Raw genomic sequence first — 17,328 nt, 5'->3', positions numbered from 1 at the left:
AAAAATAACTAGAGACAATTAAAACTCTTCTTTGTAGAGGGTGCATTCCTGAAAAGTTCTTTTTTTATGTCTGACAGCCAAGCATAAGAGTTGATTTTTGCCATTGATTGAGTAACTATATTTTTAACTAGGATGCTTTCAGGATTTTCATTATAAATCTCACTGAGAATAAGCGTTGACTTCTCGCTATCCTCTTTGGATAACATTCTCGCTACATATGCTAAGTTTAGCTCAGTATTAAGTATATATGAGTCACTTTTAATTAAGGTATATATCTTTTCAAGAATTAAATCTTTAGTTTCATTGTCTAGTTTTTGCCAATTTGAATTAGCAACCTGAATTATTGTTGTAAATATAGGATAAAGTTCATTAAGATTGTTAAACATAACCTTAAAAGCGTTGCTGGTAATATCATCAGATGTTGCTGAAAAAGCCTTGATTAAATGCTTACTGAATGACTGATTAATTTTTGATTTTTGAAGTTCACTGCTCAGCATAGCGAGCAGGTCAAATTCATTTAAAGATTCTTTTATCTCTTCGTATTCTGCTATTGCATTTGCCGAATATGGATCAAATCTTATGGGTAAACTCATGAATTTAGCTTTCATGGGAGATTCTTCATCTTCATCATTACCATGTAATTTAGCCTTTGTAACCGATAAAAACTCCTCTTTTGTTACTATATTCGTTTTGTGCTTTTGTAAAGTCAGCCCTTCATTTTCCATCAACTTTTTACTAAGTAGGGTCAACGTCTTATGTGCATCTTCTCTAGAATCACAAAATATTATAAAGTCATCAACATAGCGTTTATAATTTATTCGATTCATTGATAATAACTTATCAATAGAGTCTAATGCTAATTCAGCCAATATTCGCGATGCAGGGCAGCCAACCGGTACACCATAAGACTTAGTTTCACTGAATGTCTGAAGTAACTTTTTAATTTTCCCTGATATACTTCTGCTTGAGTCAATTCTGTCTAGAGCATTTTCTAAACGATGATGGTAGATTCTTGGATAAAAATCCGCTATGTCGCAGGTGAGTACATATTTTATTTCATCTTTAGAACACTCAGTGATGCTGTCTTCTTGATACTTTCGCCAAGAAATATTTTTATCAAACAGAGAGCCTTCATCGATATCAGGTTTAAAGCGATAAGAGTAAACATTATTACTTGAAGATCTTATTTTCTCAATATCGTTAGCTAATTTCAAAACCAAACCGAGAAAGAAAGCATTCCAAAAAGGGTCTATCTGAGTGGCCCATCTATAACCATAATAACCAATGCTTGAAAAGCTATTAATCTGGTTAGGAGGAAGTTCTATCCTTTTGTTGTCAAAGTCATTAAGCGTTTGAACTAACGCATCATTAACAATTTGCTTTTGGTCTTCAAATAATCTACTTTCAAATGGGTATGGGAAAATATCTGTATCACCATGCTTAATGATATTACCCAAGGCCAGATTAAAACAATCTTCTATGTTTTTTCCTGTAAAGGCTTTACTCATAACTATCTCCTTGATTTTCCAATTTCATTACCCCACCAGTTTAACATTTCTATGCGCTGGTCTAAGTAAATAGCACGATTATATGCTTTGCGGACTTCATTTCTATCTGAATGAGCTAAAGCAGCCTCAATAACATCTGAGTTAAAGCCAGCTTCATTTAAGGCTGTACTTGCTATGGCTCGTAGCCCATGCGCTACTAACTTACCAGTAAAACCAATCCTTTTTAAAGCAGCATTAGCAGTTTGACTGTTCAAAGGGCTGTTAGGTCTATTTCTGCTTGGGAAAACATGTTGCCGATGAAAACTGATTGGCTTCATAATTTTTAGAATATCAATAGATTGAGGCGATAATGGAACAATGTGCGCACGTTTAGCTTTCATTCTCTCTGCAGGAATTGTCCAAAGCTTTGCATCAAAATCAATCTCTGCCCATTGTGTGCCAGAAGCTTCTGAAGGGCGAACAAGAGTTAGAAGCTGCCATTCAATCAGGCAACGTGTAGGAATAGACAAATTCGACATCATTAGTGAACGCATGAGCTTCGGTAACTCTTCCGGGCGTATTGTTGGCATATTCTGCTTCTTAGGCTTCTCAAACGCCATACCTACCCCGGAAGCTGGGTTAGCATCGATTAACCCTGTATTAACAGCATAAATCATGATTTCATTAATGCGCTGTACTAAACGGCGAACAGTTTCAAGAGCACCACGGGCCTTAATTGGTTCTAAAGCTTCAACCAGCTTACGGGCTCTGATCTCCTGTACCGGCATCCCGCCAATCGCAGGAAAAACATCCCTCTCAAGAGAGCGCCAGATATCCTTTGCGTAATCCGCCGTAACGCTGGCTTGTTTTAAAGCAAACCAGTTAGCTGCTACGGTTGAGAAAATGCTGTCTAACGCAAGCTGCTGTTGTTCTGTGAGCTGCTCGGCCTGCATTTGTGGATCTATTCCATTAGCTAACAATGAGAGGTATTCAGCGCGTATGCGTCTGGCATCTGCCAGCGAAAGGGCAGGAAAGGCACCCAATCCCATCATGGTGCGCTGCTTTGTGACTGGCCGCTGATAGCGAAAGCGCCATAGCTTCTTGCCGGTGGTCTTTACGACCATAAAAAAGCCCGTCGCCATCATGCAACGTTAAATCTCTATCAATGGCTTTTGAGCGAAGCACTTCAGTGTTGGTTAAAGGGCGCGTTGTCCTTGCCATACAGGGCTTTCCTACGAAAATTGGTATACGTTTTTAGGATACATCTTACCGTATACCAATACGTATACCAATTATCTCTGGATTCAGGCGGATCGCTTCGGAAGGTTACAGACACAAAAAAGCCCGCAGGGCTTGTGCCATGCGGGCTTTCAGGACTTCTGCGGATGGCACTGGAACCATCTTTGAAGAATTTTGGTGGAGCTGGCGGGAGTTGAACCCGCGTCCGAAATTACTACACCGTCGGCACTACATGCTTAGTCAGTTTTTACATTCGCCGGTTAGCTGCGAACAGACACGCCACTAACAGACTAGCCTGATTGGATTTAACGCTTCAACCCCAGGCAAGGCATCCACGCGATCTCTTTTGGGTTTGACTTCTCTTGATCCCCGTCTTAAGAGCGGAAGCTAGGGAGAGAAGGCTCTAAGCAGGTTATTAAGCTGCTAGTGCGTAGTTTTCGTCGTTTGCGACTATTTTTTTGCGGCTTTTTTACGAGGCAAACCGCCCCTCGGCATGCTCCTAAGGCTTCACAATCCCGTCGAGTCCAGAATCAGCCCCAGAACCTCAAATACTAACAACAAAACAAGTCAAAATCCAGTGCTTAACGCTTTGAATTCTTCATGATACGTGCTTTGTCTAATTGCCATTCGCGGTCTTTGATATCATCGCGCTTGTCGTGCTCTTTTTTACCGCGTGCAACACCAATCTTCAGTTTGCACCAGGCGTTCTTCCAGTACAGCGACAGCGCCACGATGGTGTAGCCTTCGCGGTTGACGCGGCCATACAGGGAGTCGAGTTCACGTTGCTTCAGCAGCAGCTTACGGCTGCGCGTTGGGTCACAGACCACGTGACTGGAGGCAACGGCTAAGGGTTGAAAGGTTGAACCGAACAGAAAGGCTTCGCCATCGCGCAGCAGAATATAGCTGTCGCTGATGTTGGCTTTACCAGCACGAAGTGACTTAACTTCCCATCCTTGTAACGACAATCCCGCTTCGTACTCCTCTTCAATGAAGTACTCGTGACGGGCGCGTTTGTTCATGGCAACAGTGGCAGAACCGGGTTTGTGTGCTTTTTTCTTTGTCATAGTGCGGCGTATTTTACATCACTTAGTCGGTTATCGCATCCCCAGTCCAGCGGGGCGGCAGGAAACGGGATATTCTAGCACACCCTCACTCGGGGACATTTTTGTTTAATCGCTGAAAATGCTATTATTCAGCGGTTTCGTGATGAACAGGAACCATTATGGCTCAGATTAGTCGTTCGGCGCTGGTCCCGTTTAGTGCCGGGCAGATGTACAAACTTGTAAATGATGTGGATGCCTATCCGCAATTCCTGCCGGGTTGCACCGGAAGCCGCGTGCTGGATGCGTCAGATAATCAGATGACTGCGTCCGTGGATGTGTCGAAAGCGGGCATCAGCAAGACATTTACCACCCGCAATACCCTGACAGATAACCAGAGCATTCATATGCAACTGGTTGATGGACCGTTCCGCAAGCTGACCGGCGGCTGGAAGTTCGTCTCGCTAGGCGATGACGCCTGCAAGGTTGAATTAAGCCTGGAGTTTGAATTCACCAACATGCTGGTAGAGATGGCCTTTGGACGTATCTTCAAAGAGCTTGCCAACAGCATGGTGCAGGCTTTCACTCAGCGTGCCAAAGAGGTCTACAGTGCCTGAGATCTCCGTTGAGGTGGTCTACGCCTTACCTGAAAAACAGTATCAGCTTTACGTGAAAGTGGAGCAGGGCAGTACGGTAGAGCAGGCCATCCAAAAGTCAGGGCTACTGGAACTGCGTCGGGAGATTGACCTCACCAGTAATAAAGTCGGCATCTACAGTCGGCCAGTGAAGCTGGGTGATGAAGTTAATGAGGGCGATCGTATTGAGATCTATCGTCCGCTGATTGCCGATCCCAAAGAGCTGCGCCGTCAGCGCGCAGAGCGAGCGGCAGAAAGCAAAAAATAAGTCGCTATCCCTTCAGGCTCAGTGGATAGCGGGCATAAAAAAAGGCGCTCAGTGCGCCTTTTTGCTGTCTGTCGTTTAAACGGTCTTACGTTCAATCAGTCGCTGTTTCTGGCCAGATTCTGCTTATTGTCGATGTTAGTCAGAACACCGTTACCATCAAAGTTCAGTGTCAGCGTCTGCTGCTTCACGCGCTCATGACCTGGCTCCTGACGGAACACGTAATACCATACGTTGCTGCCAAACGGGTCTTTCATCATCGGCGTACCGAGGGTGTAAGCCACCTGTTGCTGTGTCATACCGGTATGGATCTTGGCTACGTCGTTAGCTACCAGATAGTTACCCTGGTTGATATCAGGACGATAGACCACGCGCTCTAAGGTGGAACATCCGGCGGTCATCATCAACATTACTACTGCCGCGGCAGTCAGCGTTTTACAGCGCATCTATACATTCCTTTTCCGGGGCCAAACGCCTTTTACAGGCGGTTTTCTTGCCATCAAAATCTGAACTCTGCCTGCGGCAGGCTTTATTACTTTGGCGACATAAGTGCCGATGATAATAAACCTTTTCGCTATTGGAAACCTCTACAGAGCAAGCTTATGACCCCAGCCGGTTAAAAAAGTGCGCTGCTATGCGGCTAAAAGTTCTTTTGCGTTGGCCAGGGTGTTGCGTGTGACCTCGCTGCCACCCAGCAGTCGTGCCAGTTCCTGCAGACGTGCACGCTTGTCCAGCGGCTGCATATGGGTCTCGGTCATCGCACCATCAGTCTCTTTGCTGACATAAAAATGCTGATGACCACAACCGGCAACCTGCGGCAGGTGGGTTACGCACATTACCTGGGTTGATTCGCCCAGCTGACGCAACAGCTTACCTACCACGGCGGCGGTCGGGCCGCTGATGCCGACATCCACTTCATCGAAAATCATCGCCGGCGTTTCCATTTTCTTCGCGGTGATGACCTGAATCGCCAGAGCGATACGTGACAGTTCACCGCCCGAAGCGACTTTGCCCAGCGGCTGCAGTGGCTGACCTGGGTTAGTCGTGACCTGGAAATCAACGCGGCTCGCACCGTCTGCGGTCAGCTGATCCGGATTAAAGGTCAGCGCGATTTTAAACTGGCCATGCGGCATCGAGAGCAGGTGCATACTCTGGGTAATCAGCAGCTGCAACTCATCGGCATAGTGGCTGCGCTGCTGATGCAGCTGCTCTGCGCTTTGCAGCGCGGCCTGATAGTGTTCACCCACCAGTAATTGCAGGCTCTCCTGATCGCTCTCCTGCTGAGACAGCAATTCCGCTTCCGCCAGCAGTTGCTGATGCAGTTCAGGCAGCCCTTCAGGGGTGACGTGATGCTTACGGGCTAAGGCGATCTGGCGCGAAATACGCTGTTCCAGTTCGTACAGGCGGTTAGGATCCAGATCGAGGCTGTCGCAGTAGTGGCGCAGTTCGTCGCTGGCTTCGCTCAGCTGAATCGCCGCCTCTTCCAGCAGGTTGTGAACGCCGTTCAGCTTCTCATCCAGCGAGGTCAGTTCTGAAATCATCTCACGTGCACTGTAAAGCAGGCTGTTGAGATTATTATCATCGCTGTCTGCTAACAGTTGCAGTGCTTGCTGGCTGGTCGACAGCAACTGTCCGCTGTTGGCCAGACGCTTGTACTCTTCGTCGATCTGCTCATATTCACCCTGCTGCGGAGCGAAGTCGTTCAGCTCTTTCAACTGATACTGCAACAGCTCGCGACGGGATTCGCGCTCCTGCGCCTGCTGCTGATGCAGCGCCAGGGTGCGGCAGCTCTGATGCCAGGTCTGATAGCTGGCGCGCATTTGCTGCAGCAGATCGTCGTGACCGGCATAGGCATCCAGCAGATGTTTCTGGTGGTCTGGTTTGAGCAGAAGCTGATGGGCATGCTGACCGTGGATCTGAATCAGTAACTGGCCGAGATCGCGCAGCTGAGAGAGCGGCACCGCCGTGCCATTGATAAAGCCACGGGAACGTCCGTCAGCGCTGATAACCCGGCGCAGCAGACATTCGTTGCCATCGTCCAGATGATTATCTATCAGCCAGCGCTGAGCAGAAGGGGAGGATTTAAGCTGAAAGCGGGCGCAGAGGTCGGCCCGGCTGGCACCCTGACGCACCATGTCGGCATCAGCACGACCGCCCAGACATAATCCCAGCGCATCAATCGCGATAGACTTACCGGCACCGGTCTCACCAGTGATTGCTGTCATGCCGCATTGAAAATCAATGTCGAGCTCACGAACGATAGCGAAATTACTGATGGTCAGTTGGGCCAGCATAGGTTCACCTGTATGAATAAACACATATGGTTTTTCATACAGTATAACCTGGTTTTTTATCCAGTAAAGAGGTGATGCCGCATTTCAGAACAATTTTTTTGACCAGCCCAGTTTTGAACTCAGCGTATTGAAATAGCTGTAGTTTTTGGGGTGAATCAGGTTCAGGTGGTTGGCGCTGCGTCGTATCAGTACATCCTCGCCTTCCTGAATCGGCAGCGCAATCTGGCTGTCACAGCTGATTTCCAGGTCGCTGCGGCGCGAGGAAAAGCGCAAACGGATGGTACTGCTGCTGTTGATGACCAGTGGCCGCGCTGACAGCGTATGCGGGAACATTGGCACCAGCACGATTGCTTCGAGTGACGGCGTCAGAATCGGGCCGCCCGCAGAGAGTGAATAGGCGGTCGAGCCGGTGGGTGTCGAAATAATCAGCCCATCCGAGCGCTGGGAGAAGGCGAACACTTCATCGATGTAGACTTCAAATTCGATCATGTGCGCGACTTTGCCGGGATGCAGCACCACTTCGTTGATAGCGGAGCCAATGCGCGGCGAGCAGTCAGATTTGCACACCTGCGCTTCCAGCAGAAAGCGGCTTTCGACGAAATAGTTGCCCTGTAGCACCTCATCCAGCTGCTGCTGCGCATTATCCGGATCAAGATCGGTGAGAAAGCCGAGATTACCGCGGTTAATCCCAATCACTTTAATGTCGTAGCGCGCCAGCACCCGCGCTGCGCCCAGCATATTGCCATCACCGCCCACCACGACCGCTAAATCGGCCTGCTGACCAATCTCCGCCAGCGTGCCCGTCTGCACGTCGTGAAGCGACAGCTCCTGCGCAATTTGCTTCTCAACGATCACTTGATAACCTTTGGCTGTCAGCCAGCGCCAGAGCATCTCATGCGTGGTTAACGCGGTGGGATGGCGCGGATGACCCACAATACCAATGCAGTTAAAGTGTTTGTTCATCTGGTCGGTGTTCCTTATAAGCCAAAACGGTAAGGCAATGTGATAGGTTCCCTTGAATCCGTCATACCAATCCCCATAATAAGCCAACCAGCGAAATGAATGTGCAAAACGCGGAGAAATTCATGAGTAGTAAAGAACAGAACACCCCAAACGAGCAAGTCTCAGACGAAATTCAGCAGGATCAGCAGCAACCTCAGGAAGCGGAGACAGCGGCAGAGGTGGATCCGCGTGATGAGCGTATTGCTCAGCTCGAAGCTGAATTAGCGCAGTCGCAGACCGGTGTGCGCGATGCCCAGCTGCGTGCGCAGGCAGAGATTGAGAACATTCGTCGTCGTGCCGAGATGGACGTTGAGAAGGCGCACAAATTTGCGCTTGAGAAGTTTGCCAACGAACTGCTGCCGGTGATCGACAGCCTCGAACGTGCGCTGGAAGTGGCGAACAAAGAGGATCCACAGCTGGCTTCGATGATTGAAGGGATTGAACTGACCCTGAAAGGCCTGCTGGGCGCCGTACGTAAATTCGGTGTTGAAGTGGTCGGCGAAACCGGCGTGCCGTTTAACCCGGAAGTGCATCAGGCGATGTCGATGATGGAGTCTGAAGAGTTTGAGCCTAACCATGTCATGCTGGTCATGCAGCGTGGCTATACGCTGAATGGTCGCCTGTTGCGCCCGGCGATGGTTGCGGTTTCCAAAGCGAAAAGCTGATTCAACGCCTGAATCCCGTTACACGGCCGCGCTCTGACGCGGCCGTGTGCTTTCTGGCGTTAGTCCGGTAAAACCGGCGTCCAGTCCACCGGCTTTTTTACCGGCAGCGCTCAGCAGCTCATTGGTTGTTGAAAAGTGTTTGCAGCCGAAAAATCCACGGTGCGCGGAGAGCGGCGAGGGATGCGGAGCCTGCAACACGTGATGGCGCTGGCGATCGATAATGCTGCCTTTCTTCTGCGCATGTGAACCCCACAGCAGAAAAATCACCCCTTCACAGTGCTGGTTAATCGCCGCAATCACATTATCCGTAAAGGTCTCCCAGCCAAATCGCGCATGGGAATGCGCTTTGCCCGCCTCAACCGTCAACACGGTGTTCAGCAACATCACGCCCTGTTTTGCCCAGCTCTCAAGAAAGCCGTGATTGGGCTTCTGAAAGCCTGGAATATCCTGCATCAGCTCTTTATAGATATTCTGCAGAGAGGGCGGCACCTGGACGCCGGGCAGTACCGAGAAGGCCAGGCCGTGCGCCTGATGAGGCCCGTGATAGGGATCCTGACCGAGTATCACGACGTTGACGTCGCCCAGCTCCGTCAGGCGAAAGGCGTTGAACACATCTTTCTGCGGCGGATAAACCGTGACACCTGCGGCGCGTTGATCGGCGACCTGCTTCAGCGTCTCGATAAAATAGGGTTTCTCTTTCTCTTCAGCCAGCACGTCGTGCCAGGTCAGCTTTTCAGCCATGTTTAACTCCCTTAACGTTAGTGCCATAAGCTTAGCGGTTCCTGCCGCTGACCTGAAGGCAAAAATAATTTGAATAATACAAATTAAGTTTAAGTGACAGGGGTATTGAGATCAACGGGTTAGCTTAAAAGCGGGCGGAATGCCTGATTAATATTGATACAGGTCAAAACTGTCCGAGATCAAAGGTGATATACCGGGGCCTCAAATTTGATTTATCCACGTATTACCCGGGAGACGCAATCATGATCACTGGTATCCAGATCACTCAATCAAACAATTCACAATTACTGAACTCCTTCTGGCTGCTGGACGAAGAGAAAGCCGAAGCGCGTTGCCTGTGTGCAAAAGCGGGCTACGAAGAAGATCAGGTTGTCGCCATCAGCGAACTGGGCGAATTCGCTTTCCGTGAAGTGCCGGTTGAAATCAAACCTCAGGTACGTGTTGAAGGTGGACAGCATCTGAACGTCAACGTTCTGCGTCGCGAAACGCTGGAAGATGCCGTTAAACATCCTGAAAACTATCCGCAGCTGACTATCCGCGTTTCAGGCTATGCCGTGCGTTTTAACTCACTGACACCTGAGCAGCAGCGCGACGTGATTACCCGTACCTTTACTGAAAGTCTTTGAGCAGCCTGAGTTATCGGTTGCTGAAAATTAGCGCAAAGCGCACACAGCAATTTTTATTAATATTATGAATAAGATAAACAGTTAACTGCCCGGCACGCCGATGCCAGTGTCATTAAGAAAGCGCTCTGGCAGATAAAAGATTGTGAAAGGGCTGTTACTGATTATCAGATAAAAAAAATCGCCTCCTGTGAGGCGATTTTTTTTATGGCTGCGATGATTTATTCCGCATTCTCGTTAGCGGGCGTACTGCCGCTTGCCTTGCGGCGTTTGCCGACATTTTTGGCATCACGATGGCGTTTTTTCACACGCGGTTTTTCTGTTTCACTGGCTTTCTGCTCTGCACGCTTCGCCAGAACCTTTTTCGACGGTTTGCCGGTCGTTTTGGCACTTGGCGCCCGCGTCTCAGGACGCAGCTCATCAATCACGCGCGCTTTGATCGGCTCGTTCACATAGCGGGTGATTTTGCCCAGCAGCACGAAATCGTGCGCTTCAACCAGTGAGATGGCGATGCCTTTACGGCCCGCACGGCCGGTACGCCCGATGCGGTGCAGATAGGTATCAGCGGTGCGCGTCATGTCATAGTTGAAGACGTGACTGACATCTTCAACGTCAATGCCGCGCGCGGCGATATCCGTCGCAACCAGCACGTTAACGCGACCTTCACTCAGACGTTTAATCGCTTCGTTACGTTTCGCCTGCACCATTTCGCCTTCAAGATAGCTGCTACGAATCCCCGCTTCGTGCAGCCAGCTCACCAGCTCATGCAGACGTTCACGCTTACGCACGAACACGATGCTGCGCGTCACATCCGGCTGTTTCAGCAGATGGATCAGTAATTTGGTCTTGTGCTGCAGATCGTCAGCACGGTAGTACCACTGCTGGATCTTTTTGCGCTCACGGCGGCTTGGGTCCGCTTCCAGCTCGACCGGATCGTTCAGCAGACGCTCGGCGAAGTCACGGATATTGTCGCCTTCCAGCGTGGCGGAGAACAGCAGGGTCTGCTTGCGCCAGCGCGTTTCAGCCGCAATGGTTTCGATATCCTGGGCAAAGCCCATATCGAGCATGCGGTCCGCTTCATCCAGCACCAGGGTTTCTACTGCGCGGCAGTCAAAGTTCTCTTCTTTGATGTACTGCAGCAGACGACCGGTGGTGGCGACCACGATGTCCTGGTTTTCGCTGAACACTTCGGCATGGTTCATATAGGCCACGCCGCCGGTGATGGTGGCGATGTCCAGATGGGTATGTTTCGCCAGCTCACGCGCATGATCGGCGACCTGCATCGCCAGTTCGCGGGTCGGGGTCACAATCAGGATGCGTGGCGGGCCAGATTTCTTACGCGGAAAATCAAGCAGGTGCTGCAACGCCGGTAACAGATACGCGGCGGTTTTCCCGGTCCCTGTAGGTGCCGAACCCAGAACGTCACGGCCCTCCAGCGCGGGCGGAATTGCAGCAGCCTGGATCACTGTTGGGCGCGTAAAGCCTTTTTCCTGCAACGCTTGTAGCAGGCTTTCGTCGAGTTCGAGTTCGGAAAATGTGGTTACTGTCATGGTCTACCTCAGTTTGGGGCGCTGATTATAGACAGATCAGACTGAATCTTCATCTGTTAATCCGTTTCGGCTGCGCCTGGGGTTGTCTGCCGCGTGAATTCCCTCTGTTGTCACGTTACACTCATGCGCTGCCGTACGGCAGGAAAAAAACGATGGTAGTGACGAATGATGCAGGATAAGCCGCGTGAACGGCCACAGTTAAACAAGAACGGTTTTACCTTTAAACAATTTTTTGTCGCGCACGATCGCTGTGCGATGAAAGTGGGCACCGATGCCATTCTGCTTGGCGCCTGGGTACCGGTTGCCGGGGTAAAACGTATTCTGGATATTGGCAGCGGCAGCGGGCTTATCGCGCTGATGCTGGCGCAGCGTACGCCATCGCCGGTCAACATCGATGCGGTTGAGCTAGAACCGGAAGCCGCGCTTCAGGCGCAGGAGAATGTGCAGCAGTCGCCGTGGCCTGAACGTATTCAGGTTCATCAGCGTGATATCGCCGACTGGGCTGAACAGTGCGATAAACGTTACTCGCTAATCGTCAGCAATCCGCCTTATTTTGCACCTGGCGTGGCCTGTTCTACTGCGGCACGGGACAGCGCCCGTGCGACTGCCTCGCTCGATCATCAGACACTGTTGCGCAGTGCTGCATTACTGATTGAAGAAGAGGGGATGTTCTGCGTGGTGCTGCCCACCGCGACCGGCCAGGAATTCATCGCCCTGGCGCAGGCGGATGGCTGGCATCTGCGTTTCCGGCTGGACGTGGCGGAATATGCCCATCGTCCGCCGCACCGCGTCCTGCTGGGGCTGTCGCCGCAGGCCGGGGAAACCCTGCTGGAGCGCCTTGCTATCCGCACGCCGGACACCCGCTATTCTGATGAGTGGTGTAGTCTGACACGGGAGTTCTACCTTTTTATGTAGTCCGGCGGCGTCAGGATGGTTGGCCGCGCCTCGGGCAGTAAATCCGGGTAGTCGCGGATATAGTGCAGGCCGCGACTCTCTTTTCGCTCCAGCGCACAGCGCACCATCAGGTCAGCGACCTGCACCAGATTCCGTAGCTCCAGCAGGTTATTGGAGAGGCGGAAATGACGATAATATTCATCGATCTCCTGCTGAAGCAGGTTGATGCGACGCAGCGCCCGCTCCAGCCGCCGGGTCGTGCGGACGATTCCCATGTAATCCCACATGAATAACCGTAGCTCGTGCCAGTTATGCTGGATCACCACGCGCTCATCGGCGTCATCAACCTGACTTTCATCCCATGCGGGTAGCGCAGTAACGGCTTCAATGGCGGGCAGGGTGCGAATCAGCTCCTCTGCGGCGGACCAGCCATAAACCAGACACTCCAGCAGCGAATTGGATGCCATGCGGTTAGCGCCATGCAGGCCGGTATAACTCACCTCACCGATGGCATAGAGGCCATTCACGTCGGTCTGGCCGTGCTGATCAACGACCACGCCGCCACAGGTATAGTGCGCGGCAGGCACAATCGGGATGGGTTCTTTAGTGAGGTCAAAGCCAAAGGTCAGCAACTTCTCATAGATCATCGGGAAGTGCGCGCGAACAAACTCCTCAGGCTGGTGGCTGATATCCAGATACATACAGTCAACGCCCAGCCGCTTCATCTCATGATCGATGGCCCGGGCGACGATATCGCGCGGGGCGAGTTCAGCGCGCTCATCGAAATCGGGCATGAAACGGCTGCCATCGGGACGCAACAGCCTGGCACCTTCTCCGCGTAACGCTTCGGTTAACAGGAAATTTTGTGCCTGCGGATGAAACAGGCAGGTCGGGTGAAACTGGTTAAATTCCAGATTGGCAACCCGGCAGCCAGCACGCCAGGCCATCGCGATGCCGTCACCGGAGGCGATGTCGGGGTTAGTCGTATATTGATAGACCTTGGCGGCACCGCCAGTTGCAACCACCACGGCCCGTGCCCGACAGGTTTCCACCTGTTCGCGATTTCGGTTCCAGATCCACGCGCCTACTACACGGCGTGGACCTGGCAGGCCGATTTTATCTGAAAGAATCAGATCGACCGCGTTGGTGCGTTCCAGAATCCGGATGTTGGGATGGCTCAACGCCTGGCTTACCAGCGTCGTTTCAACCGCATGGCCGGTGGCGTCAGCGCTGTGCAGGATACGGCGATGACTGTGGCCGCCTTCCCGCGTCAGGTGATAACGCATGTCGCCGGCCGCCTGCGGATCGAGATCAAAGGCGACACCGTTGTCGATCAGCCACTGCACGCAATGCCGGGCATTACCGGCGATAAACGAGACGGCTTCACGGTCGCATAATCCTGCTCCGGCAATCAGCGTATCTTCGATGTGTGACTCGATGCTGTCAGTCTCATCAAATACCGCAGCAATACCGCCCTGGGCGTAAAGGGTTGACCCCTCATTGACCTGCGCTTTACTGAGAACTGTCACCTGGTACTGTTTTGCCAGCCGTAACGCCAGCGACAGGCCAGCAGCACCGCTGCCCACAATGAGTACATCACACTGATAATCCGGGTTCGCATTCATCATAATGTTTAATTTACTAAACAAGAATAGGGCTGAGCATAAGCGCAATGGGGGTTGCTGTGAAGTATTTTAAACATCTGGCGCAGGTTTTTGTCTGATGATTTCCCAAAGTTACTTAATATCAGTGAGTTAAAACCGGGCTGCTTTTGGCGCGGTTTTTTTATAGCAAACTTATTAAACCTAAAGGATTTAATGATGAAAAAGCTGTTGTCATAGGTTACTCTGCCTGCGATTTACGCTCCTTACACTGAACGAAAACGAAGAACCTGTGTAATGTCCATCGGAGCGGTAAATATCAGGGCGAGAAGTGAACTTCGCACCACATCACAACTCTAAGCGCATGCTTGCTCAGAACCATGAGATGTGCTGGCAGTTACTTTATGCGTATGAAAAATTTGGGGAGACATTACCTCGGATGAGCGAGCAGTTGACGGACCAGGTCCTTGTCGAGCGCGTACAGAAGGGAGATCAAAAAGCTTTCAACTTACTGGTGATTCGTTACCAGCATAAAGTGGCGAGCCTGGTTTCACGCTATGTTCCCTCGGGCGACGTACCTGATGTAGTACAGGAATCGTTTATTAAAGCGTATCGCGCGCTGGATTCATTCCGGGGCGATAGCGCGTTTTATACCTGGCTGTACCGCATTGCGGTAAATACAGCGAAAAATTACCTGGTTGCTCAGGGGCGTCGTCCGCCATCCAGCGATGTGGATGCTATTGACGCAGAAAATTTCGAAAGTGCGGGTGCATTAAAAGAAATTTCGAACCCTGAGAACTTAATGTTGTCAGAAGAATTGAAACAAATTGTCTTTCGTACCATCGAGGCGCTACCCGAGGACTTGCGTATGGCAATCACCCTCAGGGAACTGGACGGTCTGAGTTATGAAGAGATCGCCGTCATTATGGATTGCCCGGTAGGCACTGTTCGATCACGTATCTTTCGTGCGCGAGAGGCCATTGATAACAAAGTTCAACCGCTTATCCAACGTCAGTGATAACGGCTACTGGAAGGGTACATAGGCATGCAGAAAGAAAAACTTTCCGCTTTAATGGATGGTGAGACCTTAGATAACGAGCTGTTTTCCGCCTTGTCTAAGGACGCAGAATTACAGAAAAGCTGGGCAAGCTATCATCTCATTCGCGACACCATGCGCGGTGATGTGGGCGATGTCCTGCATTTTGATATTTCTGCGCGCGTCGCTGCTGCCATCGAAAAAGAACCGTTGCGTACGGTTACAACGCTGATCCCTGAAGCTCAGCCAGAACCTTCCCGCTGGGAAAAAATGCCGTTCTGGAAAAAAGCGCGCCCGTGGGCTGCGCAACTGACCCAGGTCGGTGTCGCTGCCTGTGTTTCACTGGCCGTGATCGTAGGCGTTCAGCACTATAACCAGCCAGAGGGCAGCGCCACGCAGACCTCTGACTCTCCGGTGTTCAATACGATGCCGATGATGGGCAAAGCGTCTCCGGTGAGCCTGGGCGTGCCGTCTGATGCATTTGACACCAACAGTTCTAACCAGCAGGTTCAGGACCAGCGTCGTCGCGTAAATGCCATGCTGCAGGATTACGAACTGCAACGTCGCCTGCACGCTGACCAGCTGCAGTTTGAAACCACTGCGCCAAAACAGGCGCAGGTTGATGTTCCCGGAAATCAATCATTAGGACAGCAACAGCAGTAATGAAGCCGCTTTGGTATGCTGTTAGCCTGCTGACAGGCAGCCTGTTGTGGTCATCTGCCGCCCCGGCGCAACCTTCTGCGTCCGGGGCGCTATTGCAGCAGATGGAGCAGGCAAGTCAGAACCTCAACTACGAATTCGCCTATATCAACGTCTCCCGCATCGGCATCGAATCGCTGCGTTATCGTCATGCTGTAATCGATAACCGGATATTCGCGCAGCTGTTGCAGATGGACGGGCCACGTCGGGAAGTAATACAGCGCGGCAACGATATCAGTTACTTCGAACCCGGCCTCGATCCCTTTTCGCTCCCCGGTAATCACATTATCGATGCTTTGCCGTCGGTGATTTTTGCTGACTTCACCAAGCTCGCTACAGCCTATGATTTTATTACCGTAGGCCGCTCGCGCATTGCCGATCAGATGTGTGATGTGTTGCGCATCGTTTCACGCGATGGCACCCGTTACAGCTATGTGGTCTGGCTGGATGTGGACACCAAGCTGCCGCTGCGCATCGACCTGCTCGATCGTGACGGCGAAACGCTGGAGCAGTTCCGCGTCATCAGCTTTGCGGTGGACGAAGGGGTGCGCAATCTGATGAAGGGGCTGGAGAAAGCCAATCTGCCTCCGTCGCTTTCGGTGCCGAAAGGGGATGCGGTTACGCTCACCTGGCAGCCTGGCTGGATACCTGCCGGTATGTCGCTGGTGTCGCAGAATCGCCGCACGCTACCCGGTCTGAATAAAAATATGGAATCGAAGCTCTACAGCGATGGCCTGTTTAGTTTCGCTATCAACGTGACGCCGGCCGATAAAACCAGCACAACGCAGACATTGCGCACTGGGCGTCGTACGGTCCAGACCGTTGTGCGCAATAATAACGAAATAGCGGTGATCGGCGAATTACCGCCCTCGACCGCAAAACGTATTGCGGACAGCATCGACCTGGGGTCACAAAAATGATGAGAGAATGGGCCACCGTGGTGGCATGGCAGGATGGCATCGCCACGCTGCACACTGAAGCAAAAACCTCCTGCAACAGCTGCCAGGCGCGTAAAGGCTGTGGCAGCCATATGCTGAATAAACTCGGTCCGAAGAATGCCCACGTGATGCAAATCGCCAGCAGCAAGCCGCTGCAGCCGGGGCAGCGGATCGAACTTGGTATCAAAGAGAGCAGCCTGCTGGGTTCAGCGCTGCTGGTCTACATGACGCCGCTGTTTGGCCTGTTCCTGGTTTCCGGGCTGTTTCAGGCGCTGTTCAGCAGCGATCTGGCCGCCGCCTGCGGTGCGCTGCTGGGCGGCATCGGGGGTTTTATTGTCGCCAAAGGCGTTTCAATGAAATTCGGCGATAGAGAAGCCTTTCAGCCGGTCATTCTGAACATCGCCTTGCCTCCCGATGCGCTGCGTGTTGAAAGCGAAGCGTAACGCACGTCCAGGCCGCGCATCCCGCGGCCTTTGTCTGTTCTGCCTCGCGCAGATATCTGTTTCGCTTCCACCACGTTCCATTCTTTTATGCGCGGCGTTAACAGTGTAATATGCGTCGTCATTAATGAGGCTGACAGGATTGTGGGTAAAGAGCGATCTTCCTGAATGTGTCTGTG

The 17,328-nt window shown here is 51.5% G+C and carries 16 protein-coding genes, 1 other RNA gene and 2 pseudogenes; 9 read left to right on the top strand and 10 right to left on the bottom strand.

Going from position 1 to position 17,328, the window contains the following annotated elements; genetic code table 11:
• Positions 1-8: 8 nt before the first annotated feature.
• From JNO11_RS14635 to smpB, 4 genes and pseudogenes are all read right to left on the bottom strand, one after another.
• A complete protein-coding gene (locus JNO11_RS14635; protein ID WP_325177453.1) occupies positions 9-1,508 on the bottom strand; it encodes an RNA-directed DNA polymerase in 1,500 nt (499 codons plus the stop codon).
• 2 nt (positions 1,509-1,510) lie between these two features.
• Positions 1,511-2,708 (bottom strand): annotated as a pseudogene (locus tag JNO11_RS14630) (integrase domain-containing protein).
• A 193-nt stretch (positions 2,709-2,901) separates the two neighbouring features.
• Positions 2,902-3,264, bottom strand: a transfer-messenger RNA (tmRNA) gene (gene ssrA, locus JNO11_RS14625).
• Positions 3,265-3,307: 43 nt separating this feature from the next.
• Positions 3,308-3,790: an SsrA-binding protein SmpB gene (smpB, locus tag JNO11_RS14620; RefSeq protein WP_010257694.1), complete on the bottom strand. Its 483-nt coding sequence runs from the start codon at positions 3,788-3,790 to the stop codon at positions 3,308-3,310.
• Between the two features lie 158 nt (positions 3,791-3,948).
• Here smpB and JNO11_RS14615 point away from each other — a divergent pair, with 158 nt between their 5' ends.
• Complete coding sequence (locus tag JNO11_RS14615) at positions 3,949-4,383, top strand: type II toxin-antitoxin system RatA family toxin (protein ID WP_010257692.1); 435 nt, start codon at positions 3,949-3,951, stop codon at positions 4,381-4,383.
• Entirely contained in the window at positions 4,376-4,669 is a 294-nt protein-coding gene (locus JNO11_RS14610; protein WP_010257690.1) for an RnfH family protein, read from the top strand. Before JNO11_RS14615 ends, JNO11_RS14610 begins: the two co-directional genes overlap by 8 nt.
• Before the next feature lie 95 nt (positions 4,670-4,764).
• On the opposite strand, the gene bamE is transcribed toward JNO11_RS14610, so the two are convergent.
• From bamE to nadK, 3 genes are all read right to left on the bottom strand, one after another.
• A complete protein-coding gene (gene bamE, locus JNO11_RS14605; protein WP_010672176.1) occupies positions 4,765-5,112 on the bottom strand; it encodes an outer membrane protein assembly factor BamE in 348 nt (115 codons plus the stop codon).
• Between the two features lie 186 nt (positions 5,113-5,298).
• Entirely contained in the window at positions 5,299-6,960 is a 1,662-nt protein-coding gene (gene recN / locus JNO11_RS14600) for a DNA repair protein RecN (protein WP_325177452.1), read from the bottom strand.
• Positions 6,961-7,044: 84 nt separating this feature from the next.
• Positions 7,045-7,923 carry an NAD(+) kinase gene (nadK, locus tag JNO11_RS14595; RefSeq protein ID WP_010257685.1) on the bottom strand — a complete coding sequence of 293 codons (879 nt, stop codon included), beginning with the start codon at positions 7,921-7,923 and terminating at the stop codon, positions 7,045-7,047.
• Between the two features lie 122 nt (positions 7,924-8,045).
• On the opposite strand from nadK, the gene grpE reads away from it, so the two are divergent.
• The gene (gene grpE, locus JNO11_RS14590) at positions 8,046-8,627 is read left to right on the top strand and encodes a nucleotide exchange factor GrpE (RefSeq protein WP_010257683.1); all 582 of its coding nucleotides are present in this window, start codon (positions 8,046-8,048) and stop codon (positions 8,625-8,627) included.
• 59 nt (positions 8,628-8,686) lie between these two features.
• On the opposite strand, the pseudogene ung reads toward grpE, so the two are convergent.
• Positions 8,687-9,368 (bottom strand): annotated as a pseudogene (gene ung, locus JNO11_RS14585) (uracil-DNA glycosylase).
• Between the two features lie 242 nt (positions 9,369-9,610).
• Between ung and grcA the strand changes: the two are divergent.
• Positions 9,611-9,994, top strand: a complete 384-nt coding sequence (gene grcA / locus JNO11_RS14580) for an autonomous glycyl radical cofactor GrcA (RefSeq protein WP_010257678.1) — start codon at positions 9,611-9,613, stop codon at positions 9,992-9,994.
• 218 nt (positions 9,995-10,212) lie between these two features.
• On the opposite strand, the gene srmB is transcribed toward grcA, so the two are convergent.
• Positions 10,213-11,541, bottom strand: coding sequence for an ATP-dependent RNA helicase SrmB (gene srmB, locus JNO11_RS14575; protein ID WP_010257676.1), 1,329 nt, complete (start codon positions 11,539-11,541; stop codon positions 10,213-10,215).
• Between the two features lie 165 nt (positions 11,542-11,706).
• On the opposite strand from srmB, the gene JNO11_RS14570 reads away from it, so the two are divergent.
• Positions 11,707-12,456: a tRNA1(Val) (adenine(37)-N6)-methyltransferase gene (locus tag JNO11_RS14570; protein ID WP_325177451.1), complete on the top strand. Its 750-nt coding sequence runs from the start codon at positions 11,707-11,709 to the stop codon at positions 12,454-12,456.
• On the opposite strand, the gene nadB is transcribed toward JNO11_RS14570, so the two are convergent.
• Entirely contained in the window at positions 12,441-14,060 is a 1,620-nt protein-coding gene (gene nadB, locus JNO11_RS14565; RefSeq protein WP_325177676.1) for an L-aspartate oxidase, read from the bottom strand. The genes JNO11_RS14570 and nadB overlap by 16 nt on opposite strands.
• Positions 14,061-14,475: 415 nt before the next feature.
• Between nadB and rpoE the strand changes: the two genes are divergently transcribed.
• From rpoE to rseC, 4 genes are read left to right on the top strand one after another with little or no spacing between them, the layout of a single operon-like run.
• Positions 14,476-15,054, top strand: a complete 579-nt coding sequence (gene rpoE, locus JNO11_RS14560) for an RNA polymerase sigma factor RpoE (protein WP_010257669.1) — start codon at positions 14,476-14,478, stop codon at positions 15,052-15,054.
• A 27-nt stretch (positions 15,055-15,081) separates the two neighbouring features.
• Entirely contained in the window at positions 15,082-15,735 is a 654-nt protein-coding gene (rseA, locus tag JNO11_RS14555; protein ID WP_010257667.1) for an anti-sigma-E factor RseA, read from the top strand.
• Positions 15,735-16,691 carry a sigma-E factor regulatory protein RseB gene (rseB, locus tag JNO11_RS14550; protein WP_022624108.1) on the top strand — a complete coding sequence of 319 codons (957 nt, stop codon included), beginning with the start codon at positions 15,735-15,737 and terminating at the stop codon, positions 16,689-16,691. The genes rseA and rseB overlap by 1 nt, the downstream gene beginning before the upstream one ends.
• Positions 16,688-17,152 carry a SoxR-reducing system protein RseC gene (rseC, locus tag JNO11_RS14545; protein WP_010257664.1) on the top strand — a complete coding sequence of 155 codons (465 nt, stop codon included), beginning with the start codon at positions 16,688-16,690 and terminating at the stop codon, positions 17,150-17,152. The genes rseB and rseC overlap by 4 nt, the downstream gene beginning before the upstream one ends.
• The last annotated feature ends 176 nt before the right edge of the window (positions 17,153-17,328 follow it).

Origin of the sequence: Pantoea sp. 1B4 (genome assembly GCF_016925765.1) — a bacterium.
Lineage (GTDB): Bacteria > Pseudomonadota > Gammaproteobacteria > Enterobacterales > Enterobacteriaceae > Pantoea > Pantoea agglomerans.
Note: the sequence above shows the minus strand (reverse complement) of the source record. Positions and strands in the feature narration are given on the sequence as shown.